The 23480-nt window shown below is 59.7% G+C and carries 19 protein-coding genes and 1 tRNA gene; 10 read left to right on the top strand and 10 right to left on the bottom strand.

Annotated elements, in window-relative coordinates:
- Window positions 1-141: 141 nt before the first annotated feature.
- From K9F62_18940 to K9F62_18925, 4 genes are all read right to left on the bottom strand, one after another.
- Window positions 142-729, bottom strand: a complete 588-nt coding sequence (locus K9F62_18940) for a hypothetical protein (GenBank protein ID UJX40743.1) — start codon at window positions 727-729, stop codon at window positions 142-144.
- 406 nt (window positions 730-1135) lie between these two features.
- Entirely contained in the window at window positions 1136-1798 is a 663-nt protein-coding gene (hypB, locus tag K9F62_18935; GenBank protein ID UJX40742.1) for a hydrogenase nickel incorporation protein HypB, read from the bottom strand.
- A gap of 12 nt (window positions 1799-1810) precedes the next feature.
- Complete coding sequence (locus K9F62_18930) at window positions 1811-2161, bottom strand: hydrogenase maturation nickel metallochaperone HypA (GenBank protein ID UJX40741.1); 351 nt, start codon at window positions 2159-2161, stop codon at window positions 1811-1813.
- Window positions 2162-2220: 59 nt separating this feature from the next.
- Window positions 2221-2904: a DUF554 domain-containing protein gene (locus tag K9F62_18925; GenBank protein UJX40740.1), complete on the bottom strand. Its 684-nt coding sequence runs from the start codon at window positions 2902-2904 to the stop codon at window positions 2221-2223.
- A 115-nt stretch (window positions 2905-3019) separates the two neighbouring features.
- Here K9F62_18925 and K9F62_18920 point away from each other — a divergent pair.
- Window positions 3020-3106: transfer RNA gene (locus K9F62_18920), tRNA-Leu, on the top strand.
- A gap of 160 nt (window positions 3107-3266) precedes the next feature.
- On the opposite strand, the gene K9F62_18915 is transcribed toward K9F62_18920, so the two are convergent.
- The 6 genes from K9F62_18915 to K9F62_18890 all read right to left on the bottom strand — a co-directional run bounded on the left by K9F62_18915 (window position 3267) and on the right by K9F62_18890 (window position 9880).
- Complete coding sequence (locus K9F62_18915) at window positions 3267-3527, bottom strand: PEP-CTERM sorting domain-containing protein (GenBank protein ID UJX40739.1); 261 nt, start codon at window positions 3525-3527, stop codon at window positions 3267-3269.
- A gap of 349 nt (window positions 3528-3876) precedes the next feature.
- Window positions 3877-5262, bottom strand: coding sequence for a PEP-CTERM-box response regulator transcription factor (prsR, locus tag K9F62_18910; GenBank protein UJX40738.1), 1386 nt, complete (start codon window positions 5260-5262; stop codon window positions 3877-3879).
- A 15-nt stretch (window positions 5263-5277) separates the two neighbouring features.
- A complete protein-coding gene (gene prsK / locus K9F62_18905) occupies window positions 5278-7302 on the bottom strand; it encodes a PEP-CTERM system histidine kinase PrsK (GenBank protein UJX40737.1) in 2025 nt (674 codons plus the stop codon).
- Between the two features lie 14 nt (window positions 7303-7316).
- Entirely contained in the window at window positions 7317-7952 is a 636-nt protein-coding gene (locus K9F62_18900) for an EpsI family protein (protein UJX40736.1), read from the bottom strand.
- On the bottom strand, window positions 7949-8770 hold the full coding sequence (locus tag K9F62_18895) for an exosortase/archaeosortase family protein (GenBank protein ID UJX43250.1): 822 nt from the start codon (window positions 8768-8770) through the stop codon (window positions 7949-7951). Before K9F62_18895 ends, K9F62_18900 begins: the two co-directional genes overlap by 4 nt.
- A gap of 462 nt (window positions 8771-9232) precedes the next feature.
- Entirely contained in the window at window positions 9233-9880 is a 648-nt protein-coding gene (locus K9F62_18890) for a response regulator transcription factor (GenBank protein UJX40735.1), read from the bottom strand.
- Between the two features lie 1307 nt (window positions 9881-11187).
- Here K9F62_18890 and K9F62_18885 point away from each other — a divergent pair.
- The 9 genes from K9F62_18885 (at window position 11188) to K9F62_18845 (ending at window position 23479) form a co-directional block, all read left to right on the top strand.
- The gene (locus tag K9F62_18885) at window positions 11188-13638 is read left to right on the top strand and encodes a tetratricopeptide repeat protein (GenBank protein UJX40734.1); all 2451 of its coding nucleotides are present in this window, start codon (window positions 11188-11190) and stop codon (window positions 13636-13638) included.
- Between the two features lie 101 nt (window positions 13639-13739).
- Entirely contained in the window at window positions 13740-15059 is a 1320-nt protein-coding gene (locus K9F62_18880) for a TIGR03013 family PEP-CTERM/XrtA system glycosyltransferase (protein UJX43249.1), read from the top strand.
- Window positions 15060-15362: 303 nt separating this feature from the next.
- The gene (locus tag K9F62_18875) at window positions 15363-16166 is read left to right on the top strand and encodes a polysaccharide export protein (protein UJX43248.1); all 804 of its coding nucleotides are present in this window, start codon (window positions 15363-15365) and stop codon (window positions 16164-16166) included.
- Between the two features lie 15 nt (window positions 16167-16181).
- Window positions 16182-17654 carry a chain length-determining protein gene (locus K9F62_18870; GenBank protein UJX40733.1) on the top strand — a complete coding sequence of 491 codons (1473 nt, stop codon included), beginning with the start codon at window positions 16182-16184 and terminating at the stop codon, window positions 17652-17654.
- Window positions 17655-17678: 24 nt separating this feature from the next.
- Complete coding sequence (locus K9F62_18865) at window positions 17679-18503, top strand: XrtA-associated tyrosine autokinase (GenBank protein UJX40732.1); 825 nt, start codon at window positions 17679-17681, stop codon at window positions 18501-18503.
- An 18-nt stretch (window positions 18504-18521) separates the two neighbouring features.
- The gene (locus K9F62_18860; GenBank protein UJX40731.1) at window positions 18522-19748 is read left to right on the top strand and encodes an XrtA-associated ATPase; all 1227 of its coding nucleotides are present in this window, start codon (window positions 18522-18524) and stop codon (window positions 19746-19748) included.
- Window positions 19749-20171: 423 nt separating this feature from the next.
- Window positions 20172-21047: a hypothetical protein gene (locus K9F62_18855; protein ID UJX40730.1), complete on the top strand. Its 876-nt coding sequence runs from the start codon at window positions 20172-20174 to the stop codon at window positions 21045-21047.
- A gap of 7 nt (window positions 21048-21054) precedes the next feature.
- On the top strand, window positions 21055-21966 hold the full coding sequence (locus tag K9F62_18850) for a DUF3473 domain-containing protein (GenBank protein UJX40729.1): 912 nt from the start codon (window positions 21055-21057) through the stop codon (window positions 21964-21966).
- Between the two features lie 43 nt (window positions 21967-22009).
- The gene (locus K9F62_18845; protein UJX40728.1) at window positions 22010-23479 is read left to right on the top strand and encodes an O-antigen ligase family protein; all 1470 of its coding nucleotides are present in this window, start codon (window positions 22010-22012) and stop codon (window positions 23477-23479) included.
- The last annotated feature ends 1 nt before the right edge of the window (window position 23480 follow it).

Genomic DNA, 23480 nt, shown 5'->3' with positions numbered 1-23480 from the left:
ACCTTTCGGCCTGCCGTGTGGAAACTATAGAGATGTCGGCGCGAAATGAAAAGGGGGGATGGAAAAAAGCCGGCCGTCTTGTGGACGGCCGGCTGGTAGACGAGAGGGGCATCGGCAAGAGGGCCTTGGAGGGGAGGCCTGTTAAAAGCTCACGTTGAGGCCGAAGGTGCCGCCGAAGGCATCGACGCCCTGCTTGTTGAACTGGCCGATGTGCCAGTACTTGACGGCGCCCTTGAGGCTCAGCTGCTGGGTGAGGGAATAGGTCGCGCCCAGCTCGCCGTTTTCGGTCAGGCTGTTTTCAAAGCCGTTGTAGGGCACCTGGGTATCGCACCACAGGCCGCCGAAACCCGCGCCGGCGAAGATGCTTGCCTGGGAGGTGGCCACGAAGTGCCAGCGGGCGTTGAAGTTGCCGGCAATGCCGCTGGCCGGTGAGGCCTTGGAGCCGATGCCGGTGGCGGTTTCAAAGCGTTTGTTCTGGTCGACATAAACGCCCATGCCTTCGACTTCCACGGCCACGTTGTCGAAGACGTAGTAGTTGAGCGCTCCACCGTAGGTGTAGATGGAATTGACCCGTTGGTTGGTGGTGCCGTAGATGCCGAAGCGGGGCTCGAAGTTGAACGACCCGGCGGCAAAGCCCTGGGTCTGGGCCATGACCCAGGTGGCCGAGACGGCCAGCACCAGGCAGGCGACGGCAAGTCCATAAACGAGTTTGCGATACAGCGCGTCCATAGCCTTCTCCCTGAATATGTTGCAAAAATGGAATCAGGCACAGCATTACAAAAGCCATGCCACAGATAGGAGTCAGACTAACTTTTCTCTAACTATCGAAATACACTGGATATTTATGTAGACGGACGCATTGGAGGAAAACGGCCAACACCTGGGGATGTTTGACTGTTTCAGAAAGTGAAACCGTTCGGTATTGGCAGGATTTCCGGGGTGCATGCCTGAAAAGCGCAGGCGAGCGGAGAAAACCGTTCCAAAAGGCGGGAGCCGCTTTCGCGCTCGCCTTCTTTGAACGGTTGCAACGGGTACGGTTTCTACCGAAATACCCTGATTTTTATGAAAAGGCGTTGGAAAGGGGGCTGGGGGAAAACCTTTTGCAGAAAGGCTTCCCCCACTTCTCTTCGCAGGCTCAGGCCGTGGCGCGTTTTTCCCGGAGCCGGGCGCGCAGCCAGTCGTACCAGTCGGCAAGCCCCTCGCCGCTGCGGGCCGAGACCGGAAAGATGTCGATGTGTTCGTTGAGCACGCGGGCATGGCGGCTGGCCCGTTCCATGTCGAAGTCCACGTACGGGAGCAGGTCGACCTTGTTGAGCACCAGGGCGGCGGAGATGTTGAACATCAGCGGATACTTTTCCGGCTTGTCGTCGCCCTCGGTGACGCTTAAAAGCGTGATCTTGAAATCTTCGCCCACGTCGAACTCGGCCGGGCAGACCAGGTTGCCGACGTTCTCGATGAAAAGGATGTCGAGGCCCGTGAGGTCGAGGCTTTTGACTGCTTCCTGGACCTGCGAGCTGGTCAGGTGGCAGCCGCCTTCGGTGTTGATCTGCACGGCCTGGGCGCCGGTCGCGGCCACGCGGCGGGCGTCGTTGTCGGTTTGCAGGTCGCCTTCGACCACGGCCATGCGCATCTCGCCGCCAAGTTCGGTGAGGGTGCGTTCGAGGAGCGTGGTCTTGCCCGCGCCGGGCGAACTCATGATGTTGACCGCGAGGATGCCCTTGTGTCCGAAAAAGTCCTTGAGTTCGGCGGCGATGCGGTCATTGGCCTCCAGGATGTTGCGCACCACGGGAATCTGCATGGCAAGCCTCCGCTATTCGAGTTCGAGGTATTCGATGTAGAGTTCGCGGCCGGAAAGCACGGTGTGTCCGAGTTCCTCGCCGCAGCCGGGGCAGGGGGCGAAGGCCGAGTCGCCCTCGGGCGTAAATTCGCGGCCGCAGGCGCGGCAGCGCAGGACCACGGGCGTCTCCTCCATCTCCAGTTTCGCGCCGGCCAGTCGGGAGTCGATGGTCAGGACCTCGAAGGCCGTTTCCAGGGCCTCGGGCACGATGGCCGAGAGGCGACCGTGGCGGACCTTGACGGTAAGGAGTGTTTCCTTGCCGTGCTTGGTCATTTCGTCCTCGATGATGGCGAGCAGGCTTTGGGCGATGGAGAGTTCGTGCATGGCCGGTCCGTGGTACGGCAAAACGGTGTACGCGTAAAGAAGACCGGCTGCAAAAGGGGTTACTTGAAAAACGGGGCCAAAAGCACGGCCACGACCATGGCCGGCAGGAGGTTAGCCACCTTTATTTTGAGCAAGCCCAGCATGTTGATGCCGATGGCCACGATGAGCAGCCCGCCGACGGCGGTGAGCTGGGTGAGCCTGTCCGGGGTGAAATAGTCGTGCCCGGCCGCGCCGAGGTAGACCAGCGCGCCCTCGTAGAGGGCGACGGGGATAAAGGAGAGCAGCACGCCGAAGCCGTGGGTGGTGGCCAGGATCAGGGCCACGGAGCCGTCCAGGGCGGCCTTGGTGAAAAGCAGGGTGTGGTCGGCGCGAAGCGCCTCGTCGAAGGAGCCGAGGATGGCCATGGTGCCGGTGCAGAAGATGACCGAGGCTGTGACCAGCCCGTCGGTGAAAAGGGCGTTGTTCGAGTGCAACCGGGCCTTGAGTCCGTCGCCCACGCGGGCCATGGCGCGTTCGATGTCCATAAGTTCACCGACCACCGCGCCGGCGAGCATGCTGATGACCACGACCAGAGGAGTGGTGACGGCCAGCGCCATCTTGAGTCCGATAAGGAGGATGGAGAGGCCGAGGGCCTGGAACATGATGATGCGCACGCGGTCCGGAAAGCGGCCGTGGAGCGTGAGACCGAGCAGGCTGCCCACGATGATGGCGGCGCCGTTGACCAGGGGACCGAGGGGAAGCATTGCGGCACTCCTTGCCCGAGTGGGGGCAGGGGAGGGCTAGCAGTTTCGGCGGGTTGTCTCAAGCGGGAAAATAATTGACAATGACAAGAGGGTCAGCGTATTATTATTCGTTCAGGCCGGGATGGCGGAATTGGTAGACGCAGCGGACTCAAAATCCGCCGGTCGCAAGGCCTTGGGGGTTCGAGTCCCCCTCCCGGTACCAAAATAAAAGCAGCGGGCTGCAACTGTTCGGACGGACAGTGGCAGCCCTTTTTTTCGGGCCAAACCACTTTCTGCCACGGCTATGCCGGGGCAGGGCTTCCCCAAAAACGAAGGGCGGGATCTTTGCCGATCCCGCCCTTCATCGTATGGAAAAGTGGCGCCTAGCCGCGCATACGCTTCCGGTAGGCCACCAGCCCGACCAAGCCGGAACCGAGCAGCAGCATGCTCGCGGGTTCGGGGGTGGGATCGGGCGGACAACCTCCGCCGCCGCCGCCCCAACCGCCGCCGCCCCAGCCGCCGCCGCCCCAGCCACCGCCGGACATCGACGGGGCAAGGTCCGCGGCCTGAGCCGAAGAGGTGATGGTCATGGGGCAAAACAGCGCGACAGCAAGGATCAGTCCGAAGATGATGTTGCGAAGCATTGTTCCTTCCTCCAGCAGTTAAATGTTGTGACAAGGTCAAGCAGTGTTGCCGAAGGAAAAGCACGTTCCGTGCCATTTGCTAATACTATGAAATTGCATACGATTTATTTCGTTCGAGAGAAAAGGCCGCGTTCTTGTAAAGAACGCCAACACCTGGCTGGAAATTTTTGCAAATTTTCGCCGTCTCTGGTCCGCTTGTAATGTAACATGCTGGAATGAAATAGATAATCTATGCTTGTCGCTGCGGGGACATGACGATGCAGACCATGCCTTGGACCTTGCGGCGGGGGAGGCAGGGGCTGCCGTGGGCTGGAAGGCGATAAGGACGTTGATCAACGTCCCGTGATGCTTAGCGATTGCTGAAGGCTTTCGGATCGATCTCGTGCTTGCGCAGCAAATCGTAGAATGTCGGTCTGCTTACCCCGAGGGCTTCCGACGCCTTGACGATATTGCCTTCGAAGCGTCTGAGGGCCTGACAGAGCATCTGATGTTCCAGCTGAGTGCGCGCGTCCCGCAGCGTCTTGTTGGCGCCGCTTGGGCCGGCGGCGGCGATATCGTCGCCGAACCCCAGGCAGGCGGGGGCGATGTGGGGCGTCTCGGTCAGGATAACGGCCCGGCGGATCTTGTTTTCCAGTTCACGGACATTTCCTGGCCAGGAATATTTTCGAATGGCGTCGAGGGCTTGCGTGGTGAAGCCCACAATCGTTTTGGGCAGTTGCCGGCTGTGGATGTCCAGGAAGTGGTTGGCCAGCAGCACGGCGTCCTCACCCCGTTCACGCAGGGGCGGCAGTTGGATGCTGACCACGCTGATGCGATAATACAGGTCTTCGCGGAATTGTCCCAGACGCATCGCTTCAAGGATGTTGACATTCGTGGCCGCCAGGACCCGCACGTTGATCTCGATGGTCTTGCGCCCCCCGACGCGCTGGATGCACATGTCCTGGAGGAAACGCAACAGCTTCACTTGCAGGTTCAGTGGCAGTTCCCCGATCTCGTCCAGGAACAGGGTGCCGTTGTCGGCGTATTCTACCTTGCCTTTCACGGTGCTGGTGGCGCCGGTAAACGCCCCGCGCTCGTGCCCGAAGAACTCCGATTCGAGCAGGTTTTCCGGGATGGCCCCGCAGTTGATGGACACCAGGGGGTGGTCCCTTCGGGAGCTGGCCTGGTGGATGGCCTTGGCAACCAATTCCTTCCCCGTGCCGGATTCGCCGGAAATGAGCACCGGCGCGTCCGCCGCCGCCACTTTGTCGATGAACGCGTAGACCTCGCCCATGGCCTCGCAGTTGCCCACGATGCCATGCACGGGCTTGCGCCCGGACGGCCGGGCGCGACGGGGGCGCGGCGCGGCGCCTTCGATCTCCAGACGGCGAAAGGCGCGTTGGATCATGACCCTGAGTTCCCCGATATCGACAGGCTTGCGGAAGAAATCATAGGCGCCGAGTTCAATGGCCCGACGGGCATTGGCCTGGCCGTCGAACCCCGTGATGACGATGATTTTCGCGGAGGGGCGTTCCGCGATCATTTTTTCGAGGCACAGCAATCCCTGCGACGCGTCGCCGGTATGCGGCGGCAGTCCCAGATCAAGGGCCACCACGCCAGGCTTGACCGCCCGGAAAATTTCCAGAGCTTCCTTGCCGTCCTTGGCGAAGTGCAGGTCGTGCGGGATGCTGGAGAGCCCCCATTTGAGTTGCTGCCGGATTTCGTTGTTGTCGTCGACGATGAGGAGGTTTGCCATGCAAGGGGCCTCTGCTTAGGAAGATTGGCTTTCGGGCAACAGGACCGTGAACGTGGAGCCCTGGCCGGGTTGGCTTTCCACCAGGAGACGTCCGCCATGGGCCTCGATGATCTGTTTGCTCTGATAGAGGCCAATGCCCATCCCGTTTTCCTTGGTGCTGCTAAACGGCACGAAAAGCTGATTGTTGACGAATTCCGCGTCCATGCCGCACCCGGAATCGCTGATTTTGATGTAGGGTTGGTCTTGATGGCCGACCTCCACCCGGACGGGATTTTTCCCCTGGCAGGCCTCCTGGGCATTGTGGAAGAGATTGACCAGCACCTTTGACATCTCGGCGCGATCCACCGTGGCCGGCACGCTTCCGCCAAAGACCTGCAAGGCCCCTTTGGGCGCGATGCTGAGGGATTCCTGGGTGAAGGCCAAAAGATCCACCGACTCGCGCATGAGGGCCTCGTCCTGGGGGAGATCCCGCAGCTTGCGGATAAGCCGCGTCATTTTGACCACGGTATTGTCCAGGGTCTCGAACATGTCCCGCTGGAATTCCGGATTCTCGATGTAGGTTTTGGCGTTTTCCATCAGGATCGACAAGGCGTGGACGAGATTTTTGAGGTCGTGCAGGACAAAGGCCGACACCTTGCCCAGGGCCTCCATTTCCCGGGCCGCGGCCAGTTCCTCGGCCAGTCGCATATTCAGGATGGCGTTGGCCGACTGGTTCCCCAGGGCCTCCATGAGTTCGAAGTCCTCTTCGTCATACTGCTCTTCGGGATTGAAGGGATGGGCGATGAGAATGAAGCCTTCCATCTCCTGGCCGCGCAGGAGGGGAATGGAGAAACTGGCCGGAGGGGCGGGGGGCGTTGGCGGGGTTGTCCGCAGGTCGGTTACGAAACGGGGCGGCGTCGGTGGTTGGCACAGGGGGTGGCTCGGCGCAAGGGCTGTGTCCGCTTTGGTCATTTCCCACTGATGGATGGGATCGAACATCTGGGTCTTGGCATTGCGCAGATACAGCGACGCCTGCCCCATGCCGAGATTTTCGCAAAAGCCGAGCAGGACGGCCTGATAGAGATCTTTGGATTGGTGCGCATCGGCCAGACGATGTGTGAAATCCAGCCATTGAAGACGGTAGTCATATTTGTTGTTGTAAAAATAATTATATATTGCCAGTTTTATATTGCGTTGTACCGTCTCCGAAAGAAAAATGACGGCAAGGGTGAGTCCGCCGAGGAGGGACATTCCGGCGACTATCGTGGACCTGTTGATAAAATCGAAATATTGCGTGGCCTTTGCTATCAAGCCTATACTGATGAGATAGATGCCTGCCGCGAATATAACAAGCGACTTGTAAGCCAGGTGGTGTGAAAAGATGATCTTTTGCTCCCCGCCCCTGGTCGCCAGCGAGTAGCACATCAGCGCCGCACCCAGCAGGATGCCGATTTCACGCGTCGGGCTTTGGGAAAGATCCAGCGCGTTGTAGAGCAGATCCTGGCTTGTGGCCAGAAACTGCGCGGCGAGAATGGCCATGAGGCCCAATACGAAAAATTTGATGCGCCAACGCTTGGCATGGGTGGCGTTGGCCAGCGTCCCCTCCAGATTGAACAGGCACCACAGCAACACGATGAGCAGACCCAGATGGTGGTAGAATCCCAGACGCGTCAGGGGAATGATCCAGGGCGTTGGCTGGGGGCCGGTGATGGAAAAAAGGGCCTTGGTGGGGGCAAGCAGGGGAACGAGCGGCAACAGGACGCAGGACAGGATAAACAGTGTTTGCAGCCAGGACATGAAAAAGGGCCGGTTGATTCTGGCATAGGCCAGGCTGAAGCCGGCCAGGCACCAGATGGCCATGCCCTGGGTGGCCAGGCTCCAGCGTTGCAGGGACAGGAGTGAGGCGTCGGCGGCACGGAACTGCAACAGCTCCGTGCCGATCAGGCAGATCAGGGCCAGGAACAACAACCCGTCGGCCCAGGTGAACCGGCGCTTGAACAGGAGCATGACGCACAAAAGCAGCCCCAGAATGCTGGACGAGGCGACAAGAATGGTTTGCATGGCATCCTCCCTGGCTATGAGGAAGTAAATGCGCAGATGGCTGGGTACGCCCGTTCGAGGAAGGACTGGGCGATGCCTGCGGATGCGGCCGGATTGTCCGCCACCGGCAGGGACAGGCGTACGAAGCAGGCTCCGCGCTGGCCGTATCTGACAGCGTTGGCGATCTCCGCCAGTTTGAGGCCTACCTCGGTGGACAAGGTCCGGCCACGGACCATGAACCAGTAGAGAAACAGTTCCTGTTGCTCGTCCTGGCGATACACCGCCTGGGTCAGATGGATGCGTTCCCGCCCGATGTCGAGTTCCAGGGGGGAGGAGGAGATTTCCAACCAGCCGTTGCCCGGCAGGCAATTCTTGGGGGAATGGATCGGCCCCGCGCCCTGGGCGCCGTCGTGGTAGCCGATGTAGACGTCGACGGTTTTCCCGCCGGGACCGCTGTAGCGACGATACAGGTAGTCGGTTGGCCGCAGTTTGGTCAGCAGGGCCTCGCTGAATTGCTTGTGGCCGACCGCGCGCCATTCGCCCAACTGGTTGGGAAATGCCGTCAATGGCTGCGGCAGGGGCTGCGCCGTTTCGTGATGGAGGGCGACGTAGCCGGCGGCGGCCAGGAGCAAAGCGTAGACGGCCAGGAAGCGGAACCAGGAAATCTTCACTTGAACCTCCGCAGCACCTGATGCAGGGCAGCCAGGGCGGCCAGGGCCAAAACGAAGGTGGCCAGCCCGGTAAATTCGTGGAAAAAGCCTTGCGCCGCGGCGGAGCCCATGCGGCGAGCCAGAAATCCAGTACCAATGACACGCAGGGTGTTGGCGGCGATGGCGATGGGGATGGCGGAGGCCACCAGGACCAGACGCTGCCAGGGGGATCGAAGAAAAATCAGGGCGTAGGCCGTGGCCAGCGCCAGCAGGGACGTCAGCGAGCGCATGCCGCTACAGGCGTCCACGACCTCCAGGGTGATATTGGGCAGCATGATGACGTTGCCCTCGCGCAGCACCATGATGCCCATAGCTTTGAGGACGCCGACCGACAGCCAGCTGACGAAGAGTTTGAGGGGAAAGGCGACGGCATCGTAGGCGATGGCCGGCAGGGGAATCATGAAAAAGAGGAAGAGCAGCGCCGGGGCCAGCAGGGAGAACACCTTCGTGCCCAGCCAGTAGAGCACGCAGCCGCAAAGCGCCACCACGAGGGAGGCGCGCATGGTGAAGAATTCCGAGGCCAGCCATCCGGCCACAAGCATGGCCGCCGCCGCCACGACCAGGAACAGCCCGACCGGGTTGGAGCCGACCGGCGCCCGGGCCAGCGCATCGCGGCGTGTCCAGACAAGGTACCCGGAGATCAAGGGAATGAAAAAACCATGGGAGGCGTTGTCGTCGAAATACCAGTCCCGGACCATGGGGGGGACGATCTGGCGGTAGGTCAGCGCGATGACGACGACGCCCATGGCCAGGGGAAGCCACTCGGCACGAAGCGCCATGGCGAGCGTTTGGGCGTCCGCGTCGACAGGGCTGCCCGCGCCGCCTGTTTCCGGGTCCCTGGGGCCGGTGGTGTGTTTCGCGAATTGCATCGGTTTCCCGTGGCCTCCACAGTTTTTTGAGATGCACATTGTGCGTGATACATACGGAATGGGCACAGCCGGCAAAATACGGGGAACGCCCCATTCGCCTTGGGGGCATCCCCGATGCAAAGAGGAAGACGGAAGCGACGCGCAACGGGCCGCCGGCCGGGCTGTCGCGGCGGGCGGGGAAACGCGGACCGGGCCTGCCGGATCACGGCTGCGGAGCGTAGCGCATGCAATGATACCGGGTTAACGGCTGTTGGCGTGGCGGGGTGAGACGGGCAAACGAGAAGAGCCTGCCGACTCGCGACGACAGACAATGGAGATGGTTATGTAATAATAATCAAGCGTATGGTATTCTGAAAAATGATCCTGTATATACTATTGCAGTATGCCATTTTTCATGCAATAAACGGCCAATTCGACGGTTGTGTCGCAGTTCAGCTTTGTTTTTACATTGGCTTTGTGTTTCTCGACAGTTCTGTGGCTGATGTAGAGTATTTTCCCGATTTCCTTGTTCCCTTTTCCTTCCAACAAGAGGCTTAAAACTTCTTTTTCCCTTCGTGACAAATTCTTTGCCATTGTGTCGAGCTGGTTGTTTTGTCCGAGGAAGCCGCACACAACATCGGCGGAGACATCGGGGCTCAAGTACTTCTTTCCACGAACGACATGTTCTATGGCGCTTGATAATTCAGGGATGGAGGCTGACTTCAGAAGGTATCCATCGGCGCCGGCGGCAAGGGCTCCACGGATGGCGTGAGCGTCCTCGTGGCAGGTGAAAGCCAGTACTTTGATTCGTGGATAGCGCGACTTGATATCCTCTATGAGGCCGATGCCGGTTTCTATGGTCGGCAATCCCAGATCGACCATGGCCGTGTCGGGCGATGTACGGCTGATGATTTGAAAAGCCTCCGCCGGAGTAGCCGCAATGCCCACGACGGCTATGGACGGGAGGCCGCTGAGAAAAAAACGAACCCCCTCCCGGACAAGTTCATGATCATCGACGAGGATGACACGGATAGGTTTCATGGTTGTTCCCCTTGCTCACAAACATTTTTTATACTCTATCTCTTTCTTTCGTAAACAGTGCATCATACGGTAAAATATTTTTTACCTTTATCGGTTACGACTGTCCGGACTAAAATCTTCAGGACGTCGTCTTTTAGATGGGGGAAGGAAGACGCTACAGTATGGTGCCGTAGTTTTGCATCGACTGGTTCATATGGACGATGTTGCCTGACTGGTCTTTGCGTGTCACAGCGAGCAGTCATTTTGTTATAAATCAATTTATGTCAATAAACATGTTGGCATATACCATAATAGGTTGACTTAACAGAGAAGTCTGCTTACTCATAGCGCATTATTATTCGCGATGCCAGTGCTGCGTTGGAAAAAATGCGTAATTTTTTTATGCACCAATATTTTTTTATTAATCAGTATATGGAATACTTGCATAATAATAAGTATTTATATATATAACGATACATGAAAATGTGTTGTTGTTACAACAGGAAGATGTCCGTATTTGAGGACAATATGGGTGAGAGTACTGTGCAATATTTCAGACCGATCGACGTATAGTGAACATAATGGCGCGAAGTGCGCGTTGGCATTTATTTTTCATTCCGTAAAATTTTACATTTTTGTTGTTCAGAGGTGCATTGTCTGACGAGAATACTATGGAATATGCGTGTTGAACCACTCCCGGTAGAGTGACTTCACAACGTCTCAGAATCACGAATATGAGAGGTTTCATGCCAGAGACAGTCATTCTCTCCTCAGACTGATTTATCCGGCGATCGATGATTCCCCCTCTTTCGACGAATCCGTCAGCGGGGTTGCCGGCCCGTGCGCACCCCCGTGTCCCTTTTCTTTCCCACCTTCCCGTACCGCCCACAGCGCCCGCCGGAGTGTCTTTCCGGACAGGGGCTGCCATGTTCCCGTGATCCTGCCGTAGTTTAATTAGCTTGTAAAAATAGTATGTTAACGGTGTGGCCTGCGTGTTTTTCGGGGTGCGTATTCTTTCTTGCCGCCGCAACGGGTGAATGGGAGCCCCCCCCCAGCCCGAATGGGGCGTCAACCCTATTTTTCCCGCTCCCCGCCTCACGTAAACCTCCACCATACGAATGTCCCCGCCTTGGACCTCAACGGGACAAACCACGCACCGCGCGTGAGGAAACGGGCCAAACCCCATGCGAGAGCAACGTGCTGCCAGGGAATGTGCGACACCAAGGGCAATCCTCTTGGCGATAGTGATTATTGCCGGCGCGGGCCTGTTTTTGGCCAGCTGTCAGGGGGAGAGCAGGGAGCAGGCGCTGGCTGAAGGGGCGCGTCTCATGGCGGCAGGCAACGCCAGGGGCGCCATGGTCATCTATAAGACGCTTTTGGAGCGCAACCCCAAGGATGACCAGGCGCGTTACGAACTGACCCTGGTCTATCTGGCCCTCGGCAAGACGAAGTTGGCCGAGAAAGGGGCGCAGCGGCTGGCCGACAGCCCCAGCCCGCCAGACCGGCTTCCGCTCCTGCGGGGCAAGGTGTACCTCGCCGCGGGCAGGGCCGAGGATGCCCTGAATGCCTTGTCGGCCTACAGGGCCAAGTTTCCCGATTCCGCCGAGGCCTGGGAATGCGAGGGCCACGCCTATGCCAGTGCCGGCAAGTGGCCCGAGGCGGCCACGGCCTACGAGCAGGCCCTGTCCCTGTCGCCCCAGGCCATGCAGGCGAGGATGGGACTTATTCGGGTCAGGATGGAACAGAGGCGGTTCGGGGAAGCCCGGACGGCTGTGGATGTCCTGCTGGCCGCCCATCCCGATGACTATGCCGGGCTGCGCCTCCTTGGCCAGGTCCAGGCCCAAAGCGGCGATTTCCCCGGCGCCACCGCCACGTTCGGGCGCATTGCCGCCGCGCACCCCAACGATATCGAGGCGCGTTACAACGCCGCCTTTTACCAGCTGGCCGGCAAGGGCCTGACCGAGGGCGTGGAGAGCGCCGCGCGGGCGCTGATCAAGGCGTATCCCACCCGACCCGAAGGCTACAAACTTCTCGGACTGGTGGAGTTGACGCGTGGGGCGTCGTCGCAGGCCGTGAGCAATTTCCAGCATGCCCTGCGTCTGCGGCCGGAAACGCAGCTTCGGTATTATCTGGCCCAGGCCTATGCCCGCGACGGTCGATACGAGATGGCGATCAGCGAACTGGGCATCGTGCTCGACGAATCCCCCCGATACGCCAAGGCCAGGCAACAGCTGGCGAGCCTGCATTTGCGGATGAACCGGCCCGACGCCGCCATCGACGAGTTGGAAAGGGTCCTGCGGTTGTATCCGGATGATGCCGCAACCAAACGCATGCTCGGTGATATCTATCTCGCCAAACGCCAATTCGACAAAAGCCTGGGCTACTACGAGGCCGTTTCCGGGGATCCCGAGCAGGTCGTTGCGGCGGATCTGCAAAAAAGTCGCATTCTTAACCTGCGGGGTCAGACGGATCAGGCCAAAGCGGTCTTGCGACGGGCGATGGCCGACGCGCGCGACAACCTGGAGGTGCGGTTGGCCCTGGTCGCCATGCTCACCAGGCGGCCCGATGCTCCCGGCGCGGCTCTCGCCGTCCTGGATCAGGCGGGATTACTCCCGCTAAATCAGGCCCAGGCCCTTCTGGCCAAAGCCGGGATACTCGCCGGCCAGGGCCACACCGACGACGCCCTGGCCCAACTGGAACAGGCCAAGGCCCTGGATCCGTCCCTGACGGCGCCCTATCATATCGCGGCCGCCATTTTCTTCTCCCGCAACGACGCCGCCAAGGCCTTGGACCAGTACCGGTTGCTGCTCGTCCGCGATCCCCATGACCCCGTCGCCCATGCCGCCTTGGCGGACCGGCTCGAGGAAGCGGGGCGCCCCGAGGAGGCGCGGGAACATCTGGAGCAGGCGGCCGCTTCTGGAAGATGCGACGACACGCTCGATCTGGCCGCCTTTTACGCCCGCCAGGGCAATCTCCAGGCGGCGATCGCGACCCTTGGCAGTCCCCGGGCGGTCTGCGCCGGGTCCCTGCCGGCCCTTGTCGCTACGGTCCGATTCCAGACCGCCCTGGGCGATGAGGCGCAGGCCCTGGCCGCCATCCGCAAAATCGAAGCCGTCGAACCGGATACGGTCCTTGCCGAACGCTTCCGGTTGTCCATGTCTCTCGGGCATAGGCAACGCGCCACGGAGGAAGCAACGAAGCTGCTCGAACGGCAGTCCGTCGCGGCCGACGACATGACCCGCGCCTCGTCCCTGGTGGGGGAGGGGGATTTGTCCGGAGCCCGGCAGCTCCTTGGCAAGGCCTTTGCGAAGGGGCCGTCCGAGGCCGTGACGCAACTCGGGTTGACGGCGCTGCTGATGCAAATGGGGCGGACGTCCGAAGCGGCGGATTCCTTTGCGGCCGTAACGGCCACGGCATCGCCGCAGGCCGTGCCGTCCGCGTCCCAAAACGGGGCGGGGCGGCCTGACGCAAACCGATCCGGCGGCGTTTGGGGACGCGTAACTGTCTGGCATCGCGCCAGAAGCATTCCCATGGTGCTCAATGCCCTGGCCCTGGTCGCTGCGGACGATCCGCAACAGGCCGGCAAGGCGCTTCAATACGCCATGATCGCGAATGCCCTGGAAGGAGATAACCCGTTTATTCTCGACACGCTGGGGTACGCGTTGCTCAAGAACGATCGTCGGGAAGACGCGATTTTTATACTGCAAAGTGCGGCGCTTCTTGCTCCTCAAAACCAGGAAATCGCGGAGCACCTTTCCAAGGCTGATGTTTTTAAATGATGTTTGGTAGTTGATTGTTCGCAAAGTGAGTGAGGTGGCTGATGTTGGAATATAACTATACGGATGATCCTGAATACGAGTCGATTTTTAAATGGTTCTATATGTATCTTGTGTTTGCTGCCATCATAATGAGCATTGTTTTATTCATTGAATATAGGGCAGTGGATAAATTTGAATATGATTTATATGGCGTGAAGATGTTTGAATATGTCTATATTGTTGCACTCCCTTATATTTTTGTAAATCTTATATATTCGTTGGCAACTATAAAAATGCGATTTGGTAATATACTTCTCAAAGCGGCAATTTCTTGTGGTATATCCATGACGCTATTGCGTACGATAAGTGAGGTAAAGCCCGTTTCCACGGATGATTTTGAAATCATCACCTATGCGCTGGCCATGTTTATCGGCATCATGCTGGTCAGGGACATCTCCCGCAATATCCCCCTGGCCTTGCCACGTCTGGTCCACCGGGTGCTGCTGGTCGGAAGCGACAGCTTTTTGGAAAAGGCCCAGGCCCTCATCAGCGCCTCCAAGCAGCGTTACCAACTGGCCGCCGCGTTTCCTTTTCCCGGCCGGGGAGACGCCATGACGCCGCAGAACAGCGAGAACATTTTTGAAGCCGCCAAGGCGCTCAAGGCGGACAAGGTGGTCATCTCCCTGGCGGAGCGGCGCGGCTGCTTTCCCTTGCAGGAGATGCTCAACTGCAAGCTGAGCGGCATCGAGGTCCTCGACGAACCCAGCTTTTTCGAGCGCATGACCGGCAAACTCCTTGTCGAGGGTATCAATCCGAGCTGGTTCATTTTCAGCCACGGTTTCAACATCACGCCAGGCTTTCTGCTGGTCAAGCGCCTGATGGACATCTGTTGTTCCATGATCGGGCTGGCCTTGTGCCTGCCTTTCGCCCCCTTGCTGCTGCTGGCCATCAAACTCGATTCCCCGGGGCCGTTCCTGTTTCGGCAGGAGCGGGTGGGGCAGGGGGACAAGCCCTTCATCCTCTACAAGCTGCGCACCATGCGGCAGGACGCGGAGAAGGGCACGGGCGCCGTCTGGGCCGCCGCCGCCGATCCCAGGGTCACGCGGCTGGGGCGATTGCTGCGCGCCTGCCGCATCGACGAGATCCCGCAGCTCATCAATGTCCTGCTCGGCCATATGAGTCTGGTCGGCCCCCGACCGGAGCGTCCCGAATTCGTGGCCAACCTCAGGAAGATCATTCCCTATTATTCCGAGCGCCATTTCGTGAAGCCGGGCGTCACCGGCTGGGCCCAGGTGCGCTACCCCTACGGCGCGTCCGTCGAGGACTCCCTGGAGAAGCTCCGGTATGATTTATACTACATCAAGAATATTTCATTGTTGATCGACCTGCGTATCATATTGAAAACTGTCGGCGTTGTCCTGCGTTGCAAGGGGGCGCGGTGAATGTCTCCTGGCCTGCGGCACGATAATTCAGAGAGAGAAAACTGTCGCGAAAAAGAGTGTATAATACCAATGATGATGGATAACGAGAGTACTTGCGGTGCGTCTTACACCAGGAATGCGTTCGATGCGGCGACTTCGCCGATAAGATAAGCGGACGGATGCCGGAACGCTCCGGTCTCTGTGCGGGGTTTGGGCAATGGACGTCGGGGATACGTGTCGGAAACACTTTTGAAACGGGGAAGCGTCATGAAGCGCAATATCTGTTCAGACATCGTGCCGTCATGCAGCGGGACAGGGAACCTCATGGTCAGGATGCTGGTGCTTTTCGCCCTGCTGGCTTTGACGCCTGTTGCAGCGCAGGCCAGGGATTACACCTTCGCGGCTGGCGACAAGATTCATATCAGCGTGGCCGGCGAACCGGATTTTTCCGGTGACATGGTGGTGCGCCCCGACGGGATGGTCGCCGTGCCCCAAAGCGGCGACGTCCAGGCTGTGGGGCTTACTGCGGCGCAACTGCAAGCCGAGGTGACAAAGAAGATCAAGGAATACATCCGCAATCCGACAGTCAACGTCACTGTCGTCGGCTCGGGCAACAACAAGGTTTTCGTCATGGGCGGCGGCGTGAGGCCCACGGTGGTCGACATTTCCAAAAACGCCACGCTGCTCAATCTTCTGACCAGCCTGGGCGATATCAGCGGCGCCGATTTACGCGCCTCGACCGTGGTCCGCGACGACCAGATCATCAAGAAGGATTTCCACGACCTGATCGTTGGCAGCGACGTCTCCCAGGATGTCCCGCTCATGGCCGGGGATACGATCCTGCTCCCGCCCACCGCCTCCAACCGGGGCGTGTATGTGGTCGGCGCGGTCAACGCCCCCAAGCTCGTGGTTTACCGGGAAGGCATGACCTTGCTCGAGGCCATCCTGGACGCCGGCGGCTTTTCCAAGTTCGCCAGTCCCAACGACACCAGGGTCGTCCGGGGCGCGGAAGGGCAGGCGCGGATCATCAATATCAAGGCAAAAAAGCTCATTCGCGATGGGGATCTGACCCAGAACGTGGTCTTGCAGGGCGGAGACCTCGTCATCGTGGACGAGAGCCTTTTCTAGCATACGGGGGACAAGATGTTTGCTCTCCTTAAAGATTACCACCAATATAAGCGGCTCATTTATCTCAAAAAAGGTCTCTTTCTGATAGTGGCGCTTCTGACCATGACGACGGCCGTCGCGGTGAGCTACATTATTCCGAAGAAATACGAGGCCAAGACGACCCTTTTCATCCAGCAAAACGTGTTGGCGGATCTGGTGAAGGGCCTGGCCGTCGCGCCTTCCATCCAGACCAAGATCCATACGCTGGCCGTGAGCATGACCAGCCGCAACCTCCTGTCGCAGGTGGTCAACGACTTGGGCCAGGACATGATGTTGCCGGTCGGCTACGACCAGGAAGCCTACATCAAGGACCTGCAAAGCCGCATCCTGGTCAATCTCAATGAGAAGCAGGGTGTGGTCAACATCAGTTTCTGGGACAGGTCGCCGCAGTTCGCCCAGGATTTCGTCAATACCCTGGCCATGCTCTATATCGAGCACAACACCCTGGTCAAACGCGAGGAATCCACGGAGGCCACGAAGTTTCTGGCCGAGCAGATAGAGGTGTATAAAAAGCGGTTGGCCGAGGAGGACGAGGCCATCAACGCCTACAAGAGCGAAAACAGCATCCTCCTGACCACCGACGAGACCTTCGTCCGCACCGACATCCGGCAGGCGGAACAGAAGATCGAGGAACTCAACGCGCAAATGGCCCCGCTTGAGACCAAACTCAAGCTCGCGCAAAGCGGCAAGCCCGCCCATCGTTCGGGCGTCGGGCAAAGGGATGCCGAATTGCAGCGGCTGTTGCGTATCTATACCGAAAGGCATCCCAAGGTCATACGGGCCAGGGCGGCCCTGCAGGTCAGCCGCGCCAGCTCCGGCGGTTCCGGCGGCCGCGACGATACGGCGCGGGCCTCGCGGCTCGTGATGGCCGATATCGCCTCGGTCAAGACCCAACTGGCGCAGCAGGAAAAGGTTATCGAGGACAATAAAACACTGCTTCGGGAGATCCCCCGCGTCATGGGCGGTCTGCACACCCTGGTCGACCGGAGAAACCAGGACGCCAACCTCTACAACCAGCTCGTGGCCCGCTACGGACAGTCCGAGATCTCCAAGGATATGGAGCTCAAGGACAAGGCCACGGTGTTTCGCATCATCGACCCGGCGGTGGCGCCCGAGATTCCGTCCAGCCCCAACAGGCCGCTGATCATCGTCATCGGCATCGTGCTCGGACTGTGCGCCGGGGTGGCCGCGGTGATCCTGTCCGAACGCTACGACCATTCGATCAGATCCCTCCAGGAACTGAGGACGCTTGGCCTGCCTGTCTTCGCGGTCATTCCGCGTATGACCAGCGAAACGGAAACCCGGCGTCAGGCAAAACGCGACAGGTTCGTGATGGCCCTGGCCGGCGGATATTTCGTTCTCGTCCTCGGCGTGCTGGCGATGGAAAGCCTCAAGGCCATGGGCGTGACCGGCGAATGGCTGCAGAAATTCGGGCTGCATTCCCTTTAGCGAACGTACAAGGCGGACCTGACCATGAGCAGAATCGAAGACGCCCTGAGCAAGGCCTCCCAACGGCAATCGGACGTATCGCCGCCGGCGGCCTGGTCCTCTTTCAGACAAAAGCATCCGACGTTGCCGCCCCCGGCGCCCATCGATCCCGACCGTCTCCGGGAGGAGAAGCTGGTGGTGCTCAAAAAGCCGAATTCCCCGGAAGCCGAGGAGTTTCGCAAGCTCAAGGAATTCCTCGTCAAGGCGATCAGCGCGCCGGGGATGTTCAACAACGTCGTCCTGATCACCAGCGCCCATCACGGCGAAGGCAAGTCGCTGGTCACCAGCAACCTGGCCATCAGTCTGGCCCAGGAATACGACCGCACGGTCATGGTCGTGGACGCCGATCTGCGTCTGCCTTCCTGCCATCGGTATCTGGACGTCGATCCCGAACAGGGACTGGCGGACTGCCTGATGCAGGGGGTGGACATCAGCAACGCCCTCGTCAAGACGGCCATTCCCAAGCTGGTGCTCCTGCCGGCCGGGAAAAAGCCCGTCAAAAACCCCCTGGAACTGTTTTCCTCCAATTCCATGCGGGGGCTTTTGACGGAAATGAAGCAGCGGTATCCCGACCGGATTTTGCTTATCGACACGCCGCCCGTGCTGCTTTTCGCCGAAACGCGCACCCTGGTGGACCTGGCCGACGGCGTCGTCCTGGTGGTCCGGGAAGGCGGCTGCTCCCTGGACGATGTCCGGGAGTGTCTGACGCTGCTCAACAACAAGGTGCTGGGCGTGGTGTACAACGCCTCGAGCTTTACGCAGCCGGCCGGGGCCTATCAGGATTACTACTACTCCTCATACGTGGAATGAGGGCAACAGGGGGCGGACTTGTACGAAGCCTTTTTCAATTTCCGGCGCAAGCCTTTCGAGCTGTTGCCGAACCCCGACTTTCTCTACCCGAGCCGGTCGCACAAGAAGGTTCTGTCCTACCTCGACTATGGCATACGGGAGCACTCGGGGTTCATCCTGCTCACCGGCGAAGTAGGCACCGGCAAGACAACCCTCATTCGGGAACTGATCAAGAAGCATCTGCGCAATGTGCTCCTGTCCCGCGTCTTTCACACCAAGGTGGAGTCCCGCCAGCTCCTGGCCATGATCAACGCGGACTTCGGCCTGGAGACCAGCGACAAGGACAAACCCGCCCTGTTGCGCGACCTTCAGGAGTTCCTCATCGAACAGTATGCCAAGCGCTGTCCCGTGGTGCTGATCATCGACGAGGCCCAGAATTTGTCCAAGAGTGTTCTGGAAGAAGTCCGGATGCTCTCCAACCTGGAAACGGAAGAAAGCAAGCTGTTGCACATCATCCTGGTCGGGCAGCCCGAGCTGCGCCGGGTGTTGTCTGACCCGGCGCTGCTCCAGTTGCGCCAACGTATCCAGATCATCTGCAATATCGAGCCGTTGGGCGCAGGCGAGATCGAGCATTACATCCGCTATCGCCTGGAGGCGGCGGGAAACCGCGAGGCCTTGCGGATCGCCCCGGAATGCTACGCCATCATCCATACCTATACGCGGGGTATTCCCCGGCTCATCAATATATTGTGCGATTATGTCCTCCTCGATGCCTTTGCCAACGAAAGCCGCGAAGTCACGGGGGCGACGATTCATGAGATAGCCCAGGACCTGAATTTCAACGGGCAGTACTGGGAAAGCACGACCATGGAGACCCCCGACGACGACAGTTCCGGCGCGGCCAGGGAGCCGGCGCGGATTCCTCCGGGAAACAGACAGGCGGCTCTGCTCCGTCTCGATCGGCGGTTGCAGCGGATCGAGGCGGCGCACACGGACCAGATGCAGGCCCTCAGCGGGGAGTTGCAGCGCATTTTCGAAAATCTGAACCAACGCATGGACGCGATGTGGCGATCGCTGGAAATGCGCAGCGTCCCGGAACACGTTGTCGCCGCGCCGCCAGTGGAGGCTTTGCCTGAGGATGCGGAGGCTGGGGTCGTGGATCTCACGGATGAAATTGTCGTGGAGGATCCGGTGATCGTTTCTGTCGCGGAAAATACGGAAAAGCCCAGGCCATGGATAAAAAGGTTTCTGTTTGGCCACTACTAAGTGTTGATGGGGCCAGGAATACAGTATAAAGCATTTCGCAAAATGGATAATTCTTTAAACACCAGGAATTGCCCCATGCGAAACTACTGTATGCTCCTTGGCTTTGTCATCGCCTGCTTCGGCTTCGCACCGCTCGCCCGGGCTGAACTGGATTATAAAGTATCCGTTGGTGCCGGCCAAGAGTATTCCGATAATGTGAATGAGAATTCACACCCGCGATCGGACTTCATCACCCGGTTCGTGCCGAGCGTCCAGGGGACATATTCCGCCAGCCGTTTTCAGGCTTCCGTGGACTACCAAGGTGAGTTGCGTCTCTATGACAATGGGCAACGGCAAAATGAGATGATAAATAATTTAGAGGCAAAGCTTAATATAGAAGCCATTAAGAACTTGCTGGTCCTGGAAGCCACGGACAGCAATCATATGGTTTTTACCAATGCCGCCCAGGGCCAGACCAGAACCGCCGACTCCACGGTGAATCAGACCAACCAGAATACGTCCACGTTTTCCGCCACGCTGACGCCGCGCATCAACGACCGCACCACGACCAAGTTGGGCGCGATGACAAAGGAAGATCTTTACGGCGGCGGCAGCGGCACCGTGGAGAAGAACATCACGACGGTCTTTCTGGACGTCCTGCACGAGATGACCGCCAAACTGGAACTCGGGGCCGGCGTCCGGGCCGAACGGCAGTTCACCACCCAGCTCAACCTCAACCGGTACATGGCCACCATGGTCGGCCGGTACACCTACAAAGAGGACAGCTTCATTTTCGGCCGCGTCGGCACCGTGGAAACCGTGCCCGATTCCGGCGCGTCGTCCAACTGGATGCCCACCTGGTCGGCCGGCCTGACCCACACCATGGGGAGAACCGCCCTCATTCTGGAGAGCCAGGGCGATTACGTGGACAACCCGACATCCACCTACAATTCCTTCCGGGCCCTCTACAGCGCCACGGTCACGCAGACGTTCGACCGGACCAAGCTTACCGCCAATGCCGCCTATTCCAATTATTCGGGGGAGGATACCCAGCAATCCAACGACTTCACCCTCACGGGACAGGTGGAATACGAACTTACCTCGCGTTTGAGCATCCTGGCAGCCGTAAGCCGCGTCAATACCGTCACGAGCAACAACAGTGTGGCGCGGATCTACGGCACGGGTGAATTGCGCTACGAGCTGCCGAAAAATTTCGCGCTCAAGGGCTACTATCGTTTGAAGCACAATGATTCCTACAATTCGGACAGTAGTTCCTATTATGTCAACATCGTTGGCCTGACCCTCACCAGGGAATTTTGAGGTTTGCGTGTGTAATCCTCCATGTAATGCTTTGACCGTGGATGTGGAGGATTACTATCACGTCAGCGCGTTTGAATCCGTCATCCCCCCCGAAAGTTGGGACGGGCTGGAATCGCGGATCGAGGCCAACACGCACCGCGTGTTGGATTTGTTGCACGAATACAAGCTTGCCGGGACGTTTTTCGTGCTCGGCTGGGTGGCCAGACGCCACCCGGGGCTGGTGCGGGCCATCGAGGCCGCCGGCCATGAAATCGCCTGCCATGGCTATGCGCATCAGCGCATCCTGTTTCAGACGCCCGAAACCTTCCGACGGGATGTGGCCTCGGCCAAGGCCCTGCTCGAAGACCTTACCGGCCGGCCGGTCCGGGGCTACCGCGCCCCGAGCTATTCCATCACGCCCGCGACCGCCTGGGCCCTGGATGTCCTCATCGAGGAAGGCTTCGCCTATGATTCCAGCATATTCCCCATCATACACGACCTGTACGGATTTCCCGGAGCCCTGCCGCATCCCCACCGCATAAGGCGGGCTTCCGGCGAGATCGTGGAGTTTCCCCCGACCACGCTGCGCCTGCGCTTCCTCGGGCGCTCCCTGGCCGTGCCCATTGGCGGGGGCGGCTATCTGCGGCTTTTCCCGGGATGGTTCACCCGCTGGGGGCTACGCCGGATCTCCCGCCAGGGCGATCGGCCGTACGCCGTTTATTTTCATCCCTGGGAAGTCGATCCCGATCAGCCCCGGATACGAAAGGCCGGCTGGAAATCCCGGCTACGGCATTACCTCAACCTGGACAAGACCGAAGAGCGTTTGCGCGGCTTGTTTGCGGCCATGGCCTTCGCGCCGATGGGCCGGGTTTTGGCGGCATTGGCGCCGCTCCCCGTCGTTTCCTTGGGGCAAGCACCTCCAGACAGCGGCCGAAGCTGAGCCTGGCGCAGAGGCGCGGGGCCGCAGCCGACAGGATGGCACCATGGGCATCAATTCTCTCCTGGGCGTTTTCGGAAGCCTGACCTTCAGTCAGCCGTGGGTAATGACCGCGCTTTTCGTGATCTTTTACATCGCCCTGGGGATTCTCGCCTTTTTTCGCCCCGTGGCCGCCATGATCATGTATTTCGGCACCTCCATCATGAATCCCCAGGCGAGCTACCCGTTCCTCATGGGGGTGCCCCTGGCCAAGATAGCGGCCGGGGTGGCGCTAGCCGCCTGCCTGCTGCACCTGCGCCGTTTGGCCTTCCGCTTCCCCATGACGCTGGTGGCCCTGACCGCCTTTCTGATCATGGCCGTGGTGGCCGCCATGACGGCCCTGGAGCCGCAGCTGGCCCAAAAGCGCCTGGACGAATTTCTCAAGGTGGGGATTTTGGCCATACTGACGGTCTGGGCCATCGCGGACCGCAAGGATTACACCTTCTTTTTCTGGGGCATATTGGCCAGCCTGGCCTTCGATGTGCTCAAAAACCTTGTGGAAACCCAGACCCTGCAAGCCTGGGTCGGCATCCAGGGCGTTGCCGGCTGGATCAACGACTCCAACGACTGGGCCTTGGCCCTGGCCATGGGCCTGCCGCTTTTTTACGTCGCGCTGGCCTTGCATTGGAACCGGGGCTGGAAGGCGCGTCTGATTTTTGGTCTGGCGGCCATCGGCGCGTTGCTGACCCTGACGCTGACCTACTCGCGGGGGGGCTTTTTGGCCGCCGTGGTGTCGGGGCTGGTGTTTTTGCTGCTCGATCGCAAGCCCTGGCGGATTGTGGCCGTTGGCGCGGTCATGGCGCTCGTGGTCTCCTTTTACATGCCGGGCTCCTATGTGGACCGGGTGAAAAGCATTTTCGGCCTCGAGGAGAAGGCGGCGTCGGCCTGGGAGAAACCGGTGGATGAAGGCGAGGAGTATACCGGCGCCGAGCGGGTCTATTTCTGGCGGATCGCCTACGAAGTCATGCGGGACAATCCCATAAAGGGCGTGGGGTGGGGGAATTTCATCAAGGAATACGAACGCCGCGTCAGCACGACGGAAGGCGCCGTGGCCCATAACACCTGGTTCCAGGTCGGCGCGGAAGGCGGGGAGATCACGCTCCTTTTCTATGTTCTGATGATTGGTTGGGCCATGGCCGCGGCGTTTCGCGCTTACCTGCGGGCGCGCCGGGCCGGGGATGCCTGGGGGGCCTTGCACGGCCGGGGGATTTTGGCCGGAATGGTGGCTTTTTGCGTCGGCGCGACATTTCTGAGCCGGGAAAATTCCGAGCTTCTGTTCGTCTACGTCGCCATGTCGGTCGCCTTGTCGGGCCTTGTTTCGCAGACCCAGCCGACCCGGGAGATGCGGACCGAGGCCGTTGGGGGGCGGCCGTCGCCCGCGCCGCCCGCGTCGCGCGCCTTCCCCGGGGGCGGGAAGCCGGACGGGCGGAAAATGCCGGGGCGTCCCGTCGGGGACCTGCGACAGCCCGTCGCCTGAT

The sequence above is a fragment of the Desulfovibrio sp. JY genome, from assembly GCA_021730285.1.
In the GTDB taxonomy this organism is placed as follows: Bacteria; Desulfobacterota; Desulfovibrionia; order Desulfovibrionales; family Desulfovibrionaceae; genus Solidesulfovibrio.
Note: the sequence above shows the minus strand (reverse complement) of the source record. Positions and strands in the feature narration are given on the sequence as shown.